Here is a 15,347-nt window from a genome sequence, read left to right on the forward strand (position 1 = left end):
GTCGATTCCTTGTTCTTTAAGATTCGGTTTTACCGTTGAAGCCGGTGATGGACGAGGGGTTGACCTCGCCGATGTTCGCCACCTGCAGCACCACGCCGCCGTTCGCGACGCGCACGCTGTTCAGGCGTGCGGCGACTTCGATCTGCGGGGAGGTGCCGTCCGACGGCTTGGCCTGGATCGCATAGGTTCCCGGAGGCAGGCCAAGGGCATCCGGATCGATCGTGAAGCTTTGCGAACCGGAGCCGTGGGCGCCCAATTCGATCGTGTGCTGCTGGCCATCCTGGCCGGTCAGTACCAGCGAGGTGGCGCTGCTGGCGCCGTTCAGCTGGATACTGCCGCGGACCGTGCCGCCATCCAGCTTGAGGGTATTGGTGGCCACCGTGACTTCCGAGCCGACCTGGCTGCCCATGGCCAGCGTCTGCATGCTCTGCAGGATGCTGGCGTTGGCGCTGGTCATCTGCGACAGGTTCTGCAGCGACTCGGTCTGGGACAGCTGCGACAGCTGGTTGACGTAGGTGGTCGGGTCCTGCGGCGCCAGCGGATCCTGGTTCTGGATCTGCGCGACCAGCAGCTTGGTGAACATGTCGCGGTTCTCGTTCGTGGTCGCCTGGGTCGCCACCTTGTCGGTCGCCTGGGCGCTGGCGGTGTTGAACTGGCTGTTGGTGGTGGAGGTGGTCGTGACCATCAGCCTTCTCCCAGCTTCAGCAGCGACTGCTGCATGCCCTTGATGCGGCCCAGCACTTCGACGTTGGTCTCGAAGGCACGCGATGCCGACATCATGTCGGCCATCTCGGCGACTTCGTTGACGTTGGTGTAATAGACCATGCCTTCGGCGTCGGCCTTGGGGTTGTCCGGCTCGTGCACGCGGCGCAGCGGCTCGGCGCTTTGCACCACGTCCAGCACGCGCACGCCGCCGCCGGCGGCATTGTCCATCACGGCCGCGAACACCGGCTTGCGGGCGCGGTAGGCTTCGGCTTCCGAGCCGGCCGAGACGTCGGCATTGGCCAGGTTGCTGGCGATCGTGTTGAGGCGCACCGATTGCGCCGCCATCGCCGAACCGGCGATCTGGGAGATGTCTTTAAAGCCCATGCTTATTGTCCATTGATGGCCTTGGCGAGGCCGCGCAGCTGCATGTTGATGAAGGTAAGGCTGGTATTGAAATCCGAGGCGTTCTGCGAGAACGCGGCCTGCTCGACGCCGATTTCGACGGTGTTGCCGTCGGCGCTGGGGTGGTAGGGCACGCGGTAGAGCGGCGAATCTTCGCTCAGGCTCAGCTGGCCGTTGTCGGCATCCTGGCGTTCCTGCAGCATGGCGCCGAAATCGAGGTCGCGCGCGGTGAAGCCTGGCGTGCTCTCGTTCGCGATGTTGGCGGCCAACACCTTGGTGCGCTCGGCGCGCAACTCGAGCGCGTCGGCATGCACCCCGAGCGCGTCCTTGAAGTTAATTGTCATGTGCAGAAACCTCCGTGATGGAAAATCAGTGTGATTGGTTAGAATCAGGTTTTTTCGCTGACGCTATTCTCTAATGATTGCTTTCTGTAAGGCAACCCTTGTTGCTTCGACATTTGCGCTATTTTGTGTGCCGGCGCAAGCCGCGGCCTTATCGATTCCCTTGCAAATCGAACAAGCCGCACGCGCCGAGCTCGACCGGCAGCTGGCTGCCGCCGGCTTGACCGAACCGCAATTCGAAGTCGCCGTCGTTGCCGCTCGCGCCGCGCCGCCGTGTTCGCAAAGCGTGTCCATCGAGCCCCTCGATACCCGTTCTCCCCAGCGGATGCGCTTCCTGGCGCGCTGTAATGACACGCCCGGGTGGAGGTACGAGTACATCGTCCGGGCCCGCGTGACGGCCATGGTGGCGATCGCTGCGGCGCCGGTGGCGGCCAACGAAGCCTTGACGGATGCACAAGTCACAATCGAGCGCCGTGATATTTCCAACATTGCCGATCCGATCAGTTCGCCTGAAGAAGCTGTCGGACAAATGTCACGCCGCATGTTGCGTCCAGGAGACATTTTGCGCAGCGGGCAGCTCAGCAGCCCGGTTCTGGTCAAGCGCGGCGATGCAGTACTCATGATTGCGCGGCGCGAAGGAATCGAAGTCAGCACGGCCGGCGAGGCGCTGGACGCCGGCGCGCGCGGCGCCGTGGTCCGGGTGCGCAACGCCGGCAGCGGGCAGGTCGTGCGCATGCGTGTGTCCGGGCAGGGGACTGTCGAGCCCATCGACAACGGGCTCAGCCACTGATTCCTTGCAGTCTTCCGGCCAGGCGCGACAGCTTGGCCGCATAGGCCGGGTCGGTCGCGTAGCCACCCTTGGCCAGCCCGGAGGCGAAGGCATGGGCGTCGCTGCCGGTGCCCAGGGCGCCGCGGAAGCGCGGGTTATCGATCAGCATCTGCGCATAGTCGCGGAAGGCGCTGGCCTGGTCCGGATAGGCACGGAAGCGCGCACTCGTCTTGAGCGCCGCGCCGCCGACGTATTCGGTGGTGGCGGATTCGGCAACGTCGCCGGACCAGCTCTTGCCGGCCTTGATGCCAAACAGGTTATGCGTCGAGCTGCCGTCGGCATTCTTCAGCGGGCGCTGGCCCCAGCCCGATTCCAGCGCGGCGTGGGCCGACACCAGTTCCGGCGCCACGCCCAGCTTGTCGGCCGCTTCCTTGGCCCACGGGGCGATGCTTTCCAGGAAAGCCTGCTGGTCGGGCGATTTATTGTCGTCGCCATCGCCGACGATGGCGTTGGCGGCCTGGCTGGCGCGCGCCTGCCACATGCTGCCTTCGGGGCTCAGGGCGGCGCTGCCGCCGGCGCTGAAGGCGTCGCCGCCGCCGTTCTGGATGAAGGACGATACCTCTTCCTGCACCGAACCGAATACGCCGCCAAAGCCGCTGCCGCCGCCGATGCCGGCGGTGGGGCGGGTCGGGGCGGTGGGCGCCGTCGCCGGGGTGAACGCGGTGTTGAGGTCAGCGTGGCGCATACAGCTGGTCCTCGCCGTGCAGCACGCGCTGCATCACGGTGTATTGGTCGGCCATCAGATTGCCGTTGCGGGCGGTGGCCTCTTTGCAGTCGCGCACCAGCTGTTCCAGGCGCGCCCAGTCGGCGCTGGCGCTGCTGCGCTGGGCGGTGGGGAGACCGTTCAGCAGCATGTTCATGCCGGCGCCGGCGCCGTACAGGGCGCGCACCAGCTGCACGCGCTGCTGGCGGCGCTGTTCCATGCCGTCCAGCTGGGGCATGAGTTCTTCGGCAAGGCTGCTCAATTCGGCGGCGCGGTGGCGCAGCGCGGCCTGGAACTGGCGCTCCAGCAGTGCGCGGATGTCGGTGCAGGCTTGCAGGTCGGCCTGGATGCCGTCCAGCAGGCGGCTCACGGCCTGGTCGCGGGTCAGACGGCTCATGCTCAGCCCTGGCTGCCGTGGAAGCGCTGGATCAGGCCCGCCAGGCGGCCGGCGTCGAACGGCAGCTCGCCCTTCTGCAGGGCGTCGCGCAGCTCGGCGACCTTGGCGGCGTCGAAGTCGGGCAGGGCTTTCAGCGCGCTTTGCGCCGGCTGCAGCACCGCCGATTCGAGGGCTTCGTTGGGGCGGTCCGGCGTACCGGCGGACGGCGCGACGGCCGGCGCGGCCGCGGGGCCGCCGGCTTGCGGCGTGATCGTGATGGAAGGAGTGGAGGCGCCAGTGATTTTCATGCGGGATCCTCGGGATTTGGATTGAATCGTCATGGTTTTTTCGGCAGTTGGCTGCGCAGTTCCTTGAGCGCGTCCTCGCCCGGCTTGGTGATCGACACGTCCTTGCGCAGCTCTTCGGTCTGGGCGGGCGTGCCGAACATCGCGGTGATGGCGGCGGCCTGTTTGGTAGTCAGGATCAGCAATTCGATACGGCGATTGACGGCGGCGTCGGGTTTGGCGGCGTCGACCGGGGCACGGTCGGCCATGCCGACCACCTGCAGGACGCTTTCCTTGTGCATGCCGCCGATCAGGAGCTGGGAGCGCGCAGCCAGCGCGCGGTGAGCCGACAGGCTCCAGTTGGAGTAGCTGTTCGGGTCCTTGCTAGTGTACTGCAAGGCGTCCGTATGACCTACGATCAGCATCTGATTTTCCATTTTTTCGAACAGCGGCGCCATTGCGCGCAACAGTTTTGAAAAACGGTCAACGGGAATCGGGCTGCCGCGCACGAACATGCCCTGGCGGTCGGTATCGTGCAGCATCACGCGCAGGCCTTCCGGCGTGATCACGGTGGCAAGGTTCGATGCCAGGCCGGCATCGGCGCTCATCTGCTGCAGCGAATGGGCCAGCGCCGCCAGCTCGGACGGCGATTCGTACTTGGTGCGGACCGTGTCGACGCTGGACTTGCCGCCGCCGTTGGGACCTTGCGCGCCGCCGTTCGCCCGCGGCAGTTGGAAGCGTTCGATCAGGCTGCCGCTCGGGTTGCCGGCGATTTCGGGCTTGCCGCCGCTGCCTTCGATCAGGCCGGCGGCGGTATTGTCGCGCACGATGTTCTTCAGCGCCGACGACTCGCGCGCCGCGATGAGCCACAGCACCAGGAACAGCGCCATCAGCGCCATGCAGAAGTCGGCGAACGCGACTTTCCAGGCGCCGCCGTGCTCGTCGTCGTGGTGCTTGCCGCCGCCACGCTTGACGATGGTTTCGCCGTGGTGCTTGTCGCCCTTTTTTTCTGCTTGCATTCTGGTGCTTCCTGCTTATGCGCGCTTCTTGGCGGCGCTGGCGTCTTCGCCGTCGGCCATCGCGTTGATCCAGGCTTCCAGCTGGGCGAAGCTCGGCTTGGTGTTCAGCTGGATCAGGCGGCGCCCGGCGTCGATCGCCAGCAGCGGCGGCTTGCCGGCCACGTGGGTGACCAGCACGACCTTCACGGTCTCCATGGTCGAGGCTTCGGAATTGACCAGCTGCTTCATCATCCCGGAGATCGGATCCAGCACGCCGTAGCAGAAGAAGATACCGATGAAGGTGCCGACCATCGCGGCGCCGATGTGTTCCGCGATCTCGGCGGTGTCGGCGCCTTCGCCGACCGAGTTCATGGTGATGACGATGCCCAGCACCGCGGCCAGGATGCCGAAGCCCGGCATCGCCTCGGCCACCTTGTGCAGCGATTTCGACGGCTGGGTCAGTTCTTCGTGGATGGCGTCGAGCTCCTGTTCGAGCACGCCTTCCAGTTCGTGGGCGTTGATCTTACCCATCGCCATCAGGCGGAAGTTGTCGACGATGAAAGCCAGCAGCTTGGGCTCTTCCAGGATCAGCGGATAGCGCTGGAACATCGGGCTTTCCTTGGGCGCCTCGACGTGGGCGTCGAGCGCCTTCAGGCCGCCGGCGGCGGTCTGCAGCAGTTCGTACATCAGCAGCAGCAGCTGGCGCTGGAACTCGGAGTCGTGCTTGTGCTTGCCGACGATCTTCTTCATCTGGCCCAGCATTTCGACCAGCACGTGCTTCGGGTTGGCCAGCACGATGGCGCCGAGGGCGGCGCCGCAGATGACGATCAGTTCGTTGGGCTGCCAGATGGCGAGGGCGGTACCGCCCATCATCATGTAGCCGCCGAACACGGCGCCCAGCACGATCAGGATGCCAAGGATTTGCATTTGTAATACCTTTCTAGTCGGGTCGTTCAGGCCTGTGCCAGCGCCGCCTTCATCTTGGCCAGCGCGCTCTTGTTGAGCTGGCAGACGCGGGCGTCGGACAGGTCGAGCACGGCAGCGATTTCCTTGTAGCTGAGCTCGAATTCATAAATCATCTGGATCACGCGCTGCTCGCGTTCGGACAGCGCGCCCAGCGCCTGCTCCAGGCTGCGGCGCACCATGAACTGTTCTTCCGGGCCGGGCGCGTTGTGGGCGCGGTCGGTCGCTTCCTGCAGCACGTCGTCGAAGCTGAGCAGCTCCTCGGCGACGTCGTCCAGCAGGAACTGGCGCCATTCTTCCTGGTCGATGCCGAGCGCCTCCGCGGCTTCCTTGTCGTTCGGCTCGCGGCCCAGCTTGCGGGTGAGGGCGCGCACGGCGTCGCGCATCTTGTGGCTGTCCTGGCGCACCGCGCGCGGACGCCAGTCCTGGCGGCGCAGTTCGTCGAGGATGGCGCCGCGCACGCGCAAGGACGCATAGCTGGCGAAGCCGGTGTCGGGCGTGCCGTAGCGGCGCAGCGCTTCCAGCAGGCCCATCAGCCCGATCTGCTCCATGTCCTCGCGGCCCATCGCACCCGAGACCTGCGAGTTGAGCTGGCGCGCGATGCGCTTGACCAGCGGCGCATAGGCGACCAGGTGGCGCTGCTCGTCCTTGGCGCTCATCGCCGCGTGGATGGCGGCGCCGGCGTATTCGGTACTGGCGTAGCTGTCGGCGTAGTCGGTCATGTAACCCACGTTATCCCCTGCGTTTCGCAACCCATTATTCGATGATCAGCTTGCCGATCATGACTTCCGCGAACGGCTTTTCCGCATGCGTGCGCTCATACTCGGCATTGAAGGAGTGGTTCAGCTGCTCGGCGTACTTCTCGACGGTCATGGTCGAGGCCTGCTCCATCGTGTAGCTCGACAGCGTGCGCACGGCCAGGCTGCGCAGCAGCGGCAGGTTTTCCTTGGTTTCCTTTTCCTTGGCCGGCTCGGTGGCCAGCACCAGGTCGGTCGACAGGTAATGGCTCTCGTTTTCGTTCGGGCCGCGGCGCAGCATCACGATCACCTTGTCGAGGGTGACGTACTTGACCGGCTTGGCTTCCTTCTTCTCGGCCTCTTTCTTTTCCGTGCCCGCGGCGGCGGCCGGCTTGGGCATGAACCACCAGACGGCGCCCCCGGCGCCGGCGGCAGCGATGATCACGGCGCCTGCGATGGCGATGATTTTTTTCATTTTGCTCATGGTTGGTTAAGCCTGGTCGCGTCCACCAAGGGAGAACGCGGATCCATTGTTGCCTGCCTCGGCCAGTGCGCGGCCGGGCTGGTTCTCTTCCTGTTCGCGGTCCTGCTGGCGGCCGCGGCCCTGTTGCGGATCGCCGAAGGGCGCCGCGCCGTTCTTCGGCGTCGGCGTCACCGTCACGGCGACCTCGGTGAACTGGCGCTGCGACAGGTCGCTGCGCAGGTTGTCGCTGACGGTCTGCAGCTGGCGCAGCACCTCGCTGTTGGATGCCGAGATGTTCACTTCCAGCGAACCGGCGCTGTGGCGGATCGCGATGTCGATGCGGCCCAGCTGCGGCGGCTCGAGGCGGATCACGGCCTGCTCGATGCCCTTGCCGACCTGGAGGTGCATGCGCTCGCCGAGGGCTTCCTGCAGGCTCTGACGCCAGGCGGTCGGCGGGCCGGCCAGCTTGACGGTGTCGGCGGCCGGCGCGCCCGTCGACGGCTGGCTTGCGGCGGCGCCGGCGATCGCGGCGGCCGATGCGGCATTGCCGTTGCCATTGCTGTTGGCAGCATGCTCGCCGCCGTCCTGGGCGCCGCTGTTGGCGCCGGCGTCAGCCTGCGCGTGGGCGGCGATGCGGATCGCGGGCGCGGCGTCGGCCGGGACCGCGGCCGGACGTGCGCTCGGGGCGGCGCCGCTGTCCGGCGCCTGGGGCAGGCCCAGGCCACGGTCGGTCGTCGCAGCGCGGCGGCCGGCGTCGTCGCCTGCGATGGCTTGCGTGGCGGCGGCCGGCGCCTCGCCATTCGATTGCACGGCGGTGGGCTGCGCGGCCTGCACGGCCTGTGCCACCTGCATCGGGGTCAGGGGCATCAGCGGCATCGCCATCGCGGCCAGCAGCGCGCCGTCCTGGGGCTGGGCGGCAGTGCTTTCTTCGCCCGTGCCATCCTTGGCGGCGTCGGCGTCGGCGTCAGGCGTCTTTGCAGCGTCCTGGACGGCGCCATCCACCGGCAGGCCGGCCTTGGCCGCCAGCACGGCGGCCTGGGCCTGGTTGCCGAGCCAGGCGGCAAAGGGCTGGGCAGGATTGCCCGCTTCCGCGCCGGCCGGGGCACCCGTCTGGGCAGCATTCGGCTGCGCGGCTGCGCCTTGCGCGTCCGCGGCCTGGACCGGCTGGGGCGCGTCGGCGCTCTTTGCCGCAGCGGCAGCGGATTGGGTCACGGTATTCATCATCATCTTCATGCTTCCTGCATCGCGTAGGCGATCCAGCCATCCTTGTTGTCGCGCATGTCGTCCATGCGGGTCTTCAGCGCATCGGCCGCGGCGGCGACCGCATCGGCGGCGTGGTCGTGGGCTTCGCGCAAGCGCTGCAGTGCGCTGCGTTCGGCGCTGCTCAGCGTGCCGCCGGCGGCCAGCGCGTCGAGCTGCGGCGCCAGCGCGCGCGTCATCTGCGCCAGCTGTTCCCATGCGGCGCCGTCGGCGGCGCTGCGCAGCGAGTCGGCGACCCGGAGGATGGCGGCCGACTTATCCATTGCGCGCCTGCACGCCGGCCCAGCCCTGGCGAATGGTGGTCATGATCTTCACGACTTCGTCGACCATCTTCGGATCCTGCTTGACGCCGGCCGCGTTCAGGTGCGTGGCGCAGAACTCGTACAGGTTGGCGAGGTTCGACACCACCTGGCCGCCGCTGTCGAAATCGAGGGAGCTGGAGAGGCCGTTGATGATGTCGACGCACTTGTTGATGCTCGCGGCGCGGGCTTCGTAGCGCTTGCCGACGATGTGGGCGCGGGCGCGGGCCAGCTCTTCGAGCAGGCCGTCGGTCAGGAGCAGCACCAGCTCGATCGGCGAGGCGCGCGAGGTCTGCGCATCCAGGTTGGTCGCGTGGTAGCTGCTGTAGGCTTCTTGATAGGACATCGGAATACCTCTTAATTGGACTTGTCGCTGCTGAAGATCGCGTCGAACATCGACACATTGCTGTTCATGGTCGACTGCAGCGTCTGCAGCTGGGTGAATTGTTTCAGGTAGTTGTTGTAGGCAGAGTCGAACTGCGCGTCCAGGTCGGTCTGGCGCTTGCTCAGCGTCGACTGCAGCTTGGTGACGGCCTCGTTGCGCTGCTTGATCTGGCCGGTGGCGCTGTTGCTCCACAGGTTCAGATAGGTATTCATCGAACCGGCGATGCCCTTCGGCGCACTCGAGCTGGCCGAGCCGATCAGATCGTCGAGGCCGTTCGGATTGGCGCTCAGCTGCTTGTTCAGGCGCGTCGAGTCCAGGCTCAGCGTGCCGTCGCGGGTGGCGACGATGCCGTAGCTGGCCAGCGAGGAAGCGCCGGTGGAGCGCACCATGCTCACCAGGCGGCTCTGCAGGGCCTTGATGCCGGCGTCGTGCGCGAACGCGCCCGCGGCCTGGCTCTTGCCCGGATCGCCGGCGTCGACCAGAGTGTCGATCGCGCTTTTCAGCTTGTTGTAGGCGTCGACGAAGGCCTGCACGTTGGACACCGTGCCGTTGGTATCGCCGGCCACCTTCAGCGTGATGTCGTTCTCGGTGGCCGCCTGGGCGCGCGTGAAGGTCATCGACACGCCGTCGATGTTGGTGAAGGTATTCGAGGACTGCTTGATCGCGGTGCCGCTGGCCTGGCCACCCAGCTTGACGATCGCGTCCTGCGCCGTCGCGATGGTGCTGCGCACGCCGAGGCCGGACTTGAGCGCGCCATCGGTCACGCCGGAAGCGTCCAGCGACACGGTGTTGGCCACGCCGGTGTTCTTCGAGGTCAGGACCAGGCGCGTTTCGGTGCCGATGGTGACCACGCCGGCCGAGACCAGGCCGTTGTTCCCGCTCGAGCGGTTGATCGCGGCCGCCACTTCGCGGATGCTCAGCGCGCCGTCCTTGTCGGTGTCGGCGCTCGCGGCCGACAGATCGACGTTGAAGCTGGAGGTAGTGGTGCCCGCGACTTCGTCGGCCAGCTTGACGGTCAGGGTGCCGCCGGCGGTGCGGCCGTCCGAAAGATTGTTGTACGAGACCTGGCTGGAGGTGGCCAGCTGCTGCACGAACAGGCTGTAGCTGCCGCTCGGCGCGCCGGCCTTGGCGGTGGCGGTGCCGATGCCGGTATCGGACAGGGTCGCGGTCTGCGCCAGCACCGATTTACCGAGGCCGGTCAGGGAGCTCAGGCTGGACTGGAAGGCGGAGATCGCCGAACCCAGTTTCGACAGGCCGGTCGAGGTGGTGCCGGCGGTCTTGGTCTGGTTGGTCAGGATTTCCTGCGCAGCAGCCGTCGTCTTCTGCGCCATCGCCTGTGCAGTGGTGGTCGGATCGTAGCTTGGGGCGTTAATGCTGGACATGCTTGCTCCTTATTGATTTGCCAGCCACGATTGCGTGGCGATGTCGTCTTCACGTTTGCGCTGGGCGAGGTCCTGCTCGCGCGCATGCGCGGCCTCGTGCTGGGCCAGCACCTTGCCGAGCAGCTCGCGCTTGGTCCAGGCCTGGGTCAGGTTGCGCTGCGAGACCGCCATATTGGCTTCGTGCAGGTGCAGGTCGGTGCGCTGGGTGTCGGCCAGCGCGAACACGGCCTGCTTGTAGTTGCCGCAGTTGGCGGCCAGCGCCGGCGACAGCTTCAGGCCGGGCTGGGCCGACGGGCCGCTGCCGACTGCGAGGTCGGTCAGGCGGCTGACGGTGGCCTGGTAGCGCGCGCGCATCGCTTCCTGTTTGGCCATGTCGGCCTGCAGGCGTTCGACTTCGGTGCTGCGCAGGCGCACCAGGGTGCCCAGGCTGTCTATGGTGTCGCTTTTGTTCTTCAGATTGCTCATGTCATCATCGCCATCAGCTGGTCGACACAGGGCGCGAAGGGCGCATCTTCCTTGGTGCCCTGGCACAGGAAGGCCTCGATATGCGGATGCAGCTTCACCGCGCGGTCGGTTTCCGGATCGGCGCCCGGCTGGTAGGCGCCGAGCGGGATCAGGTCGCGCACGCGGGCGTGTTTCGCCATCGCGGCCTTCAGCTTGCGCGCCGCCTGCGAGTGCTCCGGCGACACCACCTGGGCCATGCAGCGGCTGATCGACTGGGCGACGTCGATGGCCGGGTAGTGGCCGCGCTCGGCCAGCTCGCGGGTCAGGACGATGTGGCCGTCCAGGATCGCGCGGGCGCTGTCGACCACCGGATCCTGCTGGTCGTCGCCTTCCGCCAGCACGGTATAAATGGCGCTCATGCTGCCGTTGGGGTTCTCGCCGTTGCCGGCCGATTCGCACAGCTGCGGCAGGTTCGAGAATACCGACGGCGGGTAGCCGCGCGTGGCCGGCGGTTCGCCCAGCGACAGCGCGACTTCGCGCAGCGCCATCGCATAGCGGGTCAGCGAGTCGCACAGCAGCAGCACGTTCTGGCCGCGGTCGCGGAAGTGGGCCGCGATCGAGTGGCACATTTCGGTGGCCATCACGCGCATCAAGGGCGATTCGTCGGCCGGCGCCACCACCAGCACGGCGCGTTTCAGGCCTTCCGGACCGAGCGACTTCTCGACGAATTCGCGCACCTCGCGGTTACGTTCGCCGATCAGACCGACCACGATCACGTCGGCCACGGTCTGGCGCGTGATCAGGCCGAGCAGCACCGATTTACCGACGCCCGAACCGGCCATCAGGCCGACGCGCTGGCCCTTGCCGATGGTGAGCATCGAATTGATGGCGCGCACGCCGACGTCCAGCGCTTCTTCGACCGGCGCTTTGCGCAAGGGGTTGACCTTGGGCGGCGTGGTCGACAAGGTCTGGTCGCCGCCGAGGCGGCCCAGGCCGTCGATCGGCTCGCCGAGTCCGTTCACCATGCGTCCCATCCACGACGGGCCGATCTGGATGCTGGACTGGCCGGTGACCGGCAGCACGCGGGCGCCGGTGACCAGGCCGTCGGCCTTCTTGAAGGGCATCAGGTAGGTGATCTTGTCGCGGAAGCCGACGACCTGCGCATCGAGCCACTCGCCGTCCACCAGTTCGACGCGGCAGCGCTGGCCGGTGTGCAGGCGCACGCCGACGCTTTCGAGCAGCAGGCCCTGCACCGCGACCAGGCGCCCGGTGGGCGTGGCCACCGGCACCGCGCCGATGTCGAGCGAACGAAGGGTTTCGGCCAGTGCGGTCACGCAGCTTCCTCCTGGTCGGCGGCGGCGAGGCCTTCACGCACCTGCTCCATGCAGGCAGCAAGGCGGCCCTGGCAGCCGGCGTCGACTTCGTGGTCGCCGGCCTTGACGCGGCATTCGCCCGGTTCCAGGCGCGGGTCGGCCAGCAGGTTCCATTTCTTGGCCCGCTTCGGATCCAGTTCCTGGATGCGTTTCATTTCTTCGGGGTTCAGCATGACCTCGACGTCGTCGCGGGTCGGCGGCATGGCGGACAAGGCTTCGTCGACCAGTGCCAGCATCTGCACCGGCTGCAGTGCCAGTTCGGCGCGGATCACCTGGCGCGCGATCTTGCCGACCAGGTCCACGACTTCCTTGCGCTGGGCATTCTTGTATTCGGTCTTCAGCTTCTTCAGACCGCGCAGCATGGCGTCGACCGGCTTGGCCATTGCCTCCAGCTCGGCCAGAGCCTGCTGGCGGCCTTCCTCGATGCCGCGCGCCAGGCCTTCGGCGTGGCCGGCGTCATAGCCATCGCTGCGGCCCTGCTCGACGCCGACGTCGTAGCCGTCCTGCTGGCCCTGGCGGAAGCCGTCGGCCATCGCACCCTGCCAGTCCTCTTCCGCGGTGGACGAGGACAAGGAGGGCGCATTGCCTTCGCGGCTGGCCGCAATGAACTGCGCCAGGGGCGGGAAGTGATAAGGCCGGAACTGCTTCATTCGGCAGTCGCCTCGGCGAACAGCTGGACTTCGATTTCACCGTTGTCGGCCAGGTCCTTCACGGAAGCCATGATCTCGCGGCGGGTCTGCTCGATGCGCGACATCGGCACCGGGCCGGAACGGCGCATCAGGTCTTCGAAGCTCTGGGCCTGGCGCTTCGGCATGGCGCCAAGGATGACGTCGCGCAGCGCAGGCTCGGCGCCCTTGAGGGCGACGGCCCACTGCTCCAGCGGGATCTCGTCCAGCAGGCGCGTGATGGTCTGTTCGGTCTGTTTCGACAGGATGAAGAAGTCGTACATCGACATCTCGATCTGCGACACGACCTCCGGATCGTGGGCGCGCAGCAGCTCGACCATTTCGGCACGGTTGTTCGGCAGGCGGTTCAGGATCTCGGCCGCCTGGCGCACGCCTTCCACCGCGGCGCTCTGGGTGTCGAGCGCGGACAGGCAACGCTGCACCAGCTCTTCCAGCTCGGCCAGCAGTTCGCGGTCGATCTCTTCCAGGCGCGCCAGGTTCAGCAGCACCAGTTCGCGGCCTTCGGCCGGCAGCGCGTCGATGATCTGGCCGGCCAGCGCGGGCGGCAGGAAGGCCAGGAACACGGCCTGCATCTGCACGTGCTCGGCGGCGATGTAGTCCGCCAGCCATTTCGGCGACGCGTACTGCAGACGCGCCATCATCGGACGGATCGCATCGCCGTAGATCGTGTTCAGCACCGAGTTCGCGATCTCGCTGCCCAGCGCCAGGTCGAGCGAGCGCTTGAGGTAGCTGCGCGAGGCGCCATGCAGGCCGCTTTGCTGGCGATAGTCGTCGAAGAACTTGTGGACCGCGTTCTTGACCGCGTCGACCTTGATGCCGCTCATCCGGCTCATCACCTGGGTCAGCTCGATCAATTCCTCGCGCTCGAGGCAGCGCAGCACGGCGGCCGCCGGTTCTTCGCCGATCGACAGCAGCACGATCGCAGCCTGTTCGACCGGGGTCAGCGCCACTTCCTGCACGTCGTTATTGTTCAGATCCGCCATTTTTTTTCTGCACCCATTGTTTGACCACTTCTGCCACCCGTTCCGGCTCTTTACCTGCCAGGACCCTCAGATGGTCGACCATTACGTCCACGGCCGAACCGGCCGGTGGCAAATCATAGTTTTCCAGCAGCGGCTGGACCGTCATTGCGCCGCCCAGCGAGCCCGCGGCCGCCGGAATGGCCGCCGCCGCGTTTCCCGGCAGTGCCTGGGCATTCGGTGCGGCCAGCGCACCGGCGCCGCCGCCGGCAGCAGCGCCGCCCGGCAGCTGGGCCTGGGCCGTCGTCTTGCCGCCTTGCTGCTTGCCGCCGGTGAGCATGCGCATTAGCGGGCGCAGCACGGCGAACCAGGCGAACAGGGCGCCGACGAGCCAGGCCGCATAGCCGGTCATGTCGACCACGTTGTCGCGCTGCTCGTACCACGGCTCGGCCGGGGCCGGGGCCGGGAAGCTCAGCGAGGACACCGCCAGTACGTCGCCGCGGTTGGTGTCGATGCCCAGGCCGCCGCGCAGGATCTTGTCGATGTTGGCGATCTCGCTCGGGGTCCAGCCGGTCTTCGGCACCGAGGCCTTGGCGTTGTTCAGCACCACCGCCACCGACAGCTTCTTCAGGCGGCCACGCGAGCGCTTGATCTGGGTGATCGCACGGTCGTAGGCGTACTGGCGGGTGGTGGCGTTCTTGCGCGCGCTGCCGTCGTCGGCCTTGGCGTTGGCATCGCCGGCGGCGTTGGCTGCGGCCGGGTTGTTCGGGTCTGCCGGAGCGGCGGCCACCGGAGGACGGTTCGACAGGGTGCCGGGCACGCCCAGCGCCATGCGGTTCTTCTCCATCTCTTCGCGCATCGCTTCGCTGGTGACCTTCGGCGCTTCGCCGTACTTCTCCTGGGTCTCTTCGATCTTGTCGTTGTCGACGTCGGCGGTCACGCTGACCTTGAAGTTGTCGGCGCCGAGGACGGGACCGAGCAGCTCGTTGACGTTGTTGCGGACTTCGTCCTGGAAGCGCTTGGCGGCGGTATCGCCCTGGGCGGCGCCGTCGAAGCCGTCGGTCAGGTCGACACGCGAGGACAGGTAGTTACCGTTCTGGTCGACCAGCGAGACGCGGTTCGGCGCCAGGCTGGCGACGCTGCCCGAGACCAGGTTCACGATCGCGGCGATCTGCTCGTTCGACAGGGTGCGGCCCGGCTTGACCGCGACCACCACCGACGCCGACGACTTCTCGCCGTCGCTGGCGACGAAGGAGGTCGACTTGGCGATCGCCAGGTGCACGCGTGCCGAGGCGATCGCATCGATCGTCAGGATCGACTGCGACAGCTCGCCTTCCAGGCCGCGGCGGAAGCGCACGTCCTGCACGAATTGGGAGACCCCCAGCGGGTCGCTCTTGTCCATCAGCTCCAGGCCGGCCGGCAGCTGCGCAGTCACGCCCTTGGCGGCCAACAGCATGCGCACCTTGCCGAGCTGGGAAGAGGGGACGAGCACCTGGCCGCTGTCCGGGTGAACGCGGTAGGGCACGTGCTCGGCTTCCAGCACGGACATCATGTCGGAAGCGGCGACTTTTTCGCGTGCGCCGAAGACCGCCTTGTAGTCGGCCTGGTCTTTCCACATGAAGAGGGTGACCGCGGCGGTGATGGCAATCGCCAGCACCAGCATCGGGGTCAGGTTTTTCGACAGCGCCGGCGGCAGTGCCGGGAGGCGTTTTCCGCCGATGGCGGATTTGAGGGCAGCAATCACGGTGAGATTCTTCC

The 15,347-nt window shown here is 66.9% G+C and carries 20 protein-coding genes; 1 reads left to right on the forward strand and 19 read right to left on the reverse strand.

Features of this window, described 5'->3' with window-relative positions:
* Positions 1–16: 16 nt before the first annotated feature.
* The 3 genes from AC07PE_RS14815 to flgB are packed head-to-tail and all read right to left on the reverse strand — an operon-like array spanning position 17 to position 1,451.
* Positions 17–685: a flagellar hook capping FlgD N-terminal domain-containing protein gene (locus AC07PE_RS14815; RefSeq protein WP_498765673.1), complete on the reverse strand. Its 669-nt coding sequence runs from the start codon at positions 683–685 to the stop codon at positions 17–19.
* Positions 685–1,089: a flagellar basal body rod protein FlgC gene (gene flgC, locus AC07PE_RS14820; RefSeq protein WP_498765675.1), complete on the reverse strand. Its 405-nt coding sequence runs from the start codon at positions 1,087–1,089 to the stop codon at positions 685–687. Before flgC ends, AC07PE_RS14815 begins: the two co-directional genes overlap by 1 nt.
* 2 nt (positions 1,090–1,091) lie before the next feature.
* The gene (gene flgB, locus AC07PE_RS14825) at positions 1,092–1,451 is read right to left on the reverse strand and encodes a flagellar basal body rod protein FlgB (RefSeq protein ID WP_498765677.1); all 360 of its coding nucleotides are present in this window, start codon (positions 1,449–1,451) and stop codon (positions 1,092–1,094) included.
* A 160-nt stretch (positions 1,452–1,611) separates the two neighbouring features.
* Between flgB and flgA the strand changes: the two genes are divergently transcribed.
* Entirely contained in the window at positions 1,612–2,238 is a 627-nt protein-coding gene (gene flgA / locus AC07PE_RS14830; RefSeq protein WP_498765679.1) for a flagellar basal body P-ring formation chaperone FlgA, read from the forward strand.
* On the opposite strand, the gene AC07PE_RS14835 is transcribed toward flgA, so the two are convergent.
* Genes AC07PE_RS14835 through fliF form a run of 16 tightly spaced genes read right to left on the reverse strand, consistent with a single transcriptional unit; the run spans position 2,228 to position 15,333 of the window.
* Positions 2,228–2,962, reverse strand: coding sequence for a glycoside hydrolase family 73 protein (locus AC07PE_RS14835; RefSeq protein WP_498765681.1), 735 nt, complete (start codon positions 2,960–2,962; stop codon positions 2,228–2,230). The genes flgA and AC07PE_RS14835 overlap by 11 nt on opposite strands.
* Entirely contained in the window at positions 2,949–3,377 is a 429-nt protein-coding gene (gene flgN, locus AC07PE_RS14840; protein WP_498765683.1) for a flagellar export chaperone FlgN, read from the reverse strand. The genes AC07PE_RS14835 and flgN overlap by 14 nt, the downstream gene beginning before the upstream one ends.
* 2 nt (positions 3,378–3,379) lie before the next feature.
* Entirely contained in the window at positions 3,380–3,664 is a 285-nt protein-coding gene (gene flgM / locus AC07PE_RS14845) for a flagellar biosynthesis anti-sigma factor FlgM (RefSeq protein ID WP_498765685.1), read from the reverse strand.
* 29 nt (positions 3,665–3,693) lie between these two features.
* The gene (locus tag AC07PE_RS14850; protein WP_498765687.1) at positions 3,694–4,659 is read right to left on the reverse strand and encodes a flagellar motor protein MotB; all 966 of its coding nucleotides are present in this window, start codon (positions 4,657–4,659) and stop codon (positions 3,694–3,696) included.
* A 15-nt stretch (positions 4,660–4,674) separates the two neighbouring features.
* The gene (gene motA / locus AC07PE_RS14855; protein WP_498765689.1) at positions 4,675–5,565 is read right to left on the reverse strand and encodes a flagellar motor stator protein MotA; all 891 of its coding nucleotides are present in this window, start codon (positions 5,563–5,565) and stop codon (positions 4,675–4,677) included.
* 26 nt (positions 5,566–5,591) lie between these two features.
* On the reverse strand, positions 5,592–6,323 hold the full coding sequence (locus AC07PE_RS14860) for a FliA/WhiG family RNA polymerase sigma factor (protein ID WP_498766070.1): 732 nt from the start codon (positions 6,321–6,323) through the stop codon (positions 5,592–5,594).
* 34 nt (positions 6,324–6,357) lie between these two features.
* Positions 6,358–6,813: a flagellar basal body-associated FliL family protein gene (locus AC07PE_RS14865; RefSeq protein ID WP_498765691.1), complete on the reverse strand. Its 456-nt coding sequence runs from the start codon at positions 6,811–6,813 to the stop codon at positions 6,358–6,360.
* Positions 6,814–6,828: 15 nt separating this feature from the next.
* A complete protein-coding gene (locus AC07PE_RS14870; RefSeq protein ID WP_498765693.1) occupies positions 6,829–8,028 on the reverse strand; it encodes a flagellar hook-length control protein FliK in 1,200 nt (399 codons plus the stop codon).
* Positions 8,029–8,030: 2 nt separating this feature from the next.
* The gene (locus AC07PE_RS14875; protein WP_498765695.1) at positions 8,031–8,324 is read right to left on the reverse strand and encodes a hypothetical protein; all 294 of its coding nucleotides are present in this window, start codon (positions 8,322–8,324) and stop codon (positions 8,031–8,033) included.
* Positions 8,317–8,706, reverse strand: a complete 390-nt coding sequence (gene fliS / locus AC07PE_RS14880; protein WP_498765697.1) for a flagellar export chaperone FliS — start codon at positions 8,704–8,706, stop codon at positions 8,317–8,319. The genes AC07PE_RS14875 and fliS overlap by 8 nt, the downstream gene beginning before the upstream one ends.
* An 11-nt stretch (positions 8,707–8,717) precedes the next feature.
* Positions 8,718–10,127 carry a flagellar filament capping protein FliD gene (gene fliD, locus AC07PE_RS14885; RefSeq protein WP_498765699.1) on the reverse strand — a complete coding sequence of 470 codons (1,410 nt, stop codon included), beginning with the start codon at positions 10,125–10,127 and terminating at the stop codon, positions 8,718–8,720.
* Positions 10,128–10,136: 9 nt separating this feature from the next.
* Positions 10,137–10,592: a flagellar FliJ family protein gene (locus AC07PE_RS14890; RefSeq protein WP_498765701.1), complete on the reverse strand. Its 456-nt coding sequence runs from the start codon at positions 10,590–10,592 to the stop codon at positions 10,137–10,139.
* Positions 10,589–11,905, reverse strand: a complete 1,317-nt coding sequence (gene fliI, locus AC07PE_RS14895; protein WP_498765703.1) for a flagellar protein export ATPase FliI — start codon at positions 11,903–11,905, stop codon at positions 10,589–10,591. The genes AC07PE_RS14890 and fliI overlap by 4 nt, the downstream gene beginning before the upstream one ends.
* Positions 11,902–12,594, reverse strand: coding sequence for a flagellar assembly protein FliH (gene fliH, locus AC07PE_RS14900; RefSeq protein WP_498765705.1), 693 nt, complete (start codon positions 12,592–12,594; stop codon positions 11,902–11,904). The genes fliI and fliH overlap by 4 nt, the downstream gene beginning before the upstream one ends.
* Positions 12,591–13,613: a FliG C-terminal domain-containing protein gene (locus tag AC07PE_RS14905; RefSeq protein WP_498765707.1), complete on the reverse strand. Its 1,023-nt coding sequence runs from the start codon at positions 13,611–13,613 to the stop codon at positions 12,591–12,593. Before AC07PE_RS14905 ends, fliH begins: the two co-directional genes overlap by 4 nt.
* Positions 13,594–15,333 carry a flagellar basal-body MS-ring/collar protein FliF gene (gene fliF, locus AC07PE_RS14910; RefSeq protein WP_498765709.1) on the reverse strand — a complete coding sequence of 580 codons (1,740 nt, stop codon included), beginning with the start codon at positions 15,331–15,333 and terminating at the stop codon, positions 13,594–13,596. The genes AC07PE_RS14905 and fliF overlap by 20 nt, the downstream gene beginning before the upstream one ends.
* Between the last annotated feature and the right edge of the window lie 14 nt (positions 15,334–15,347).

This window comes from Telluria sp. GW821-FHT07G12, assembly GCF_059418525.1.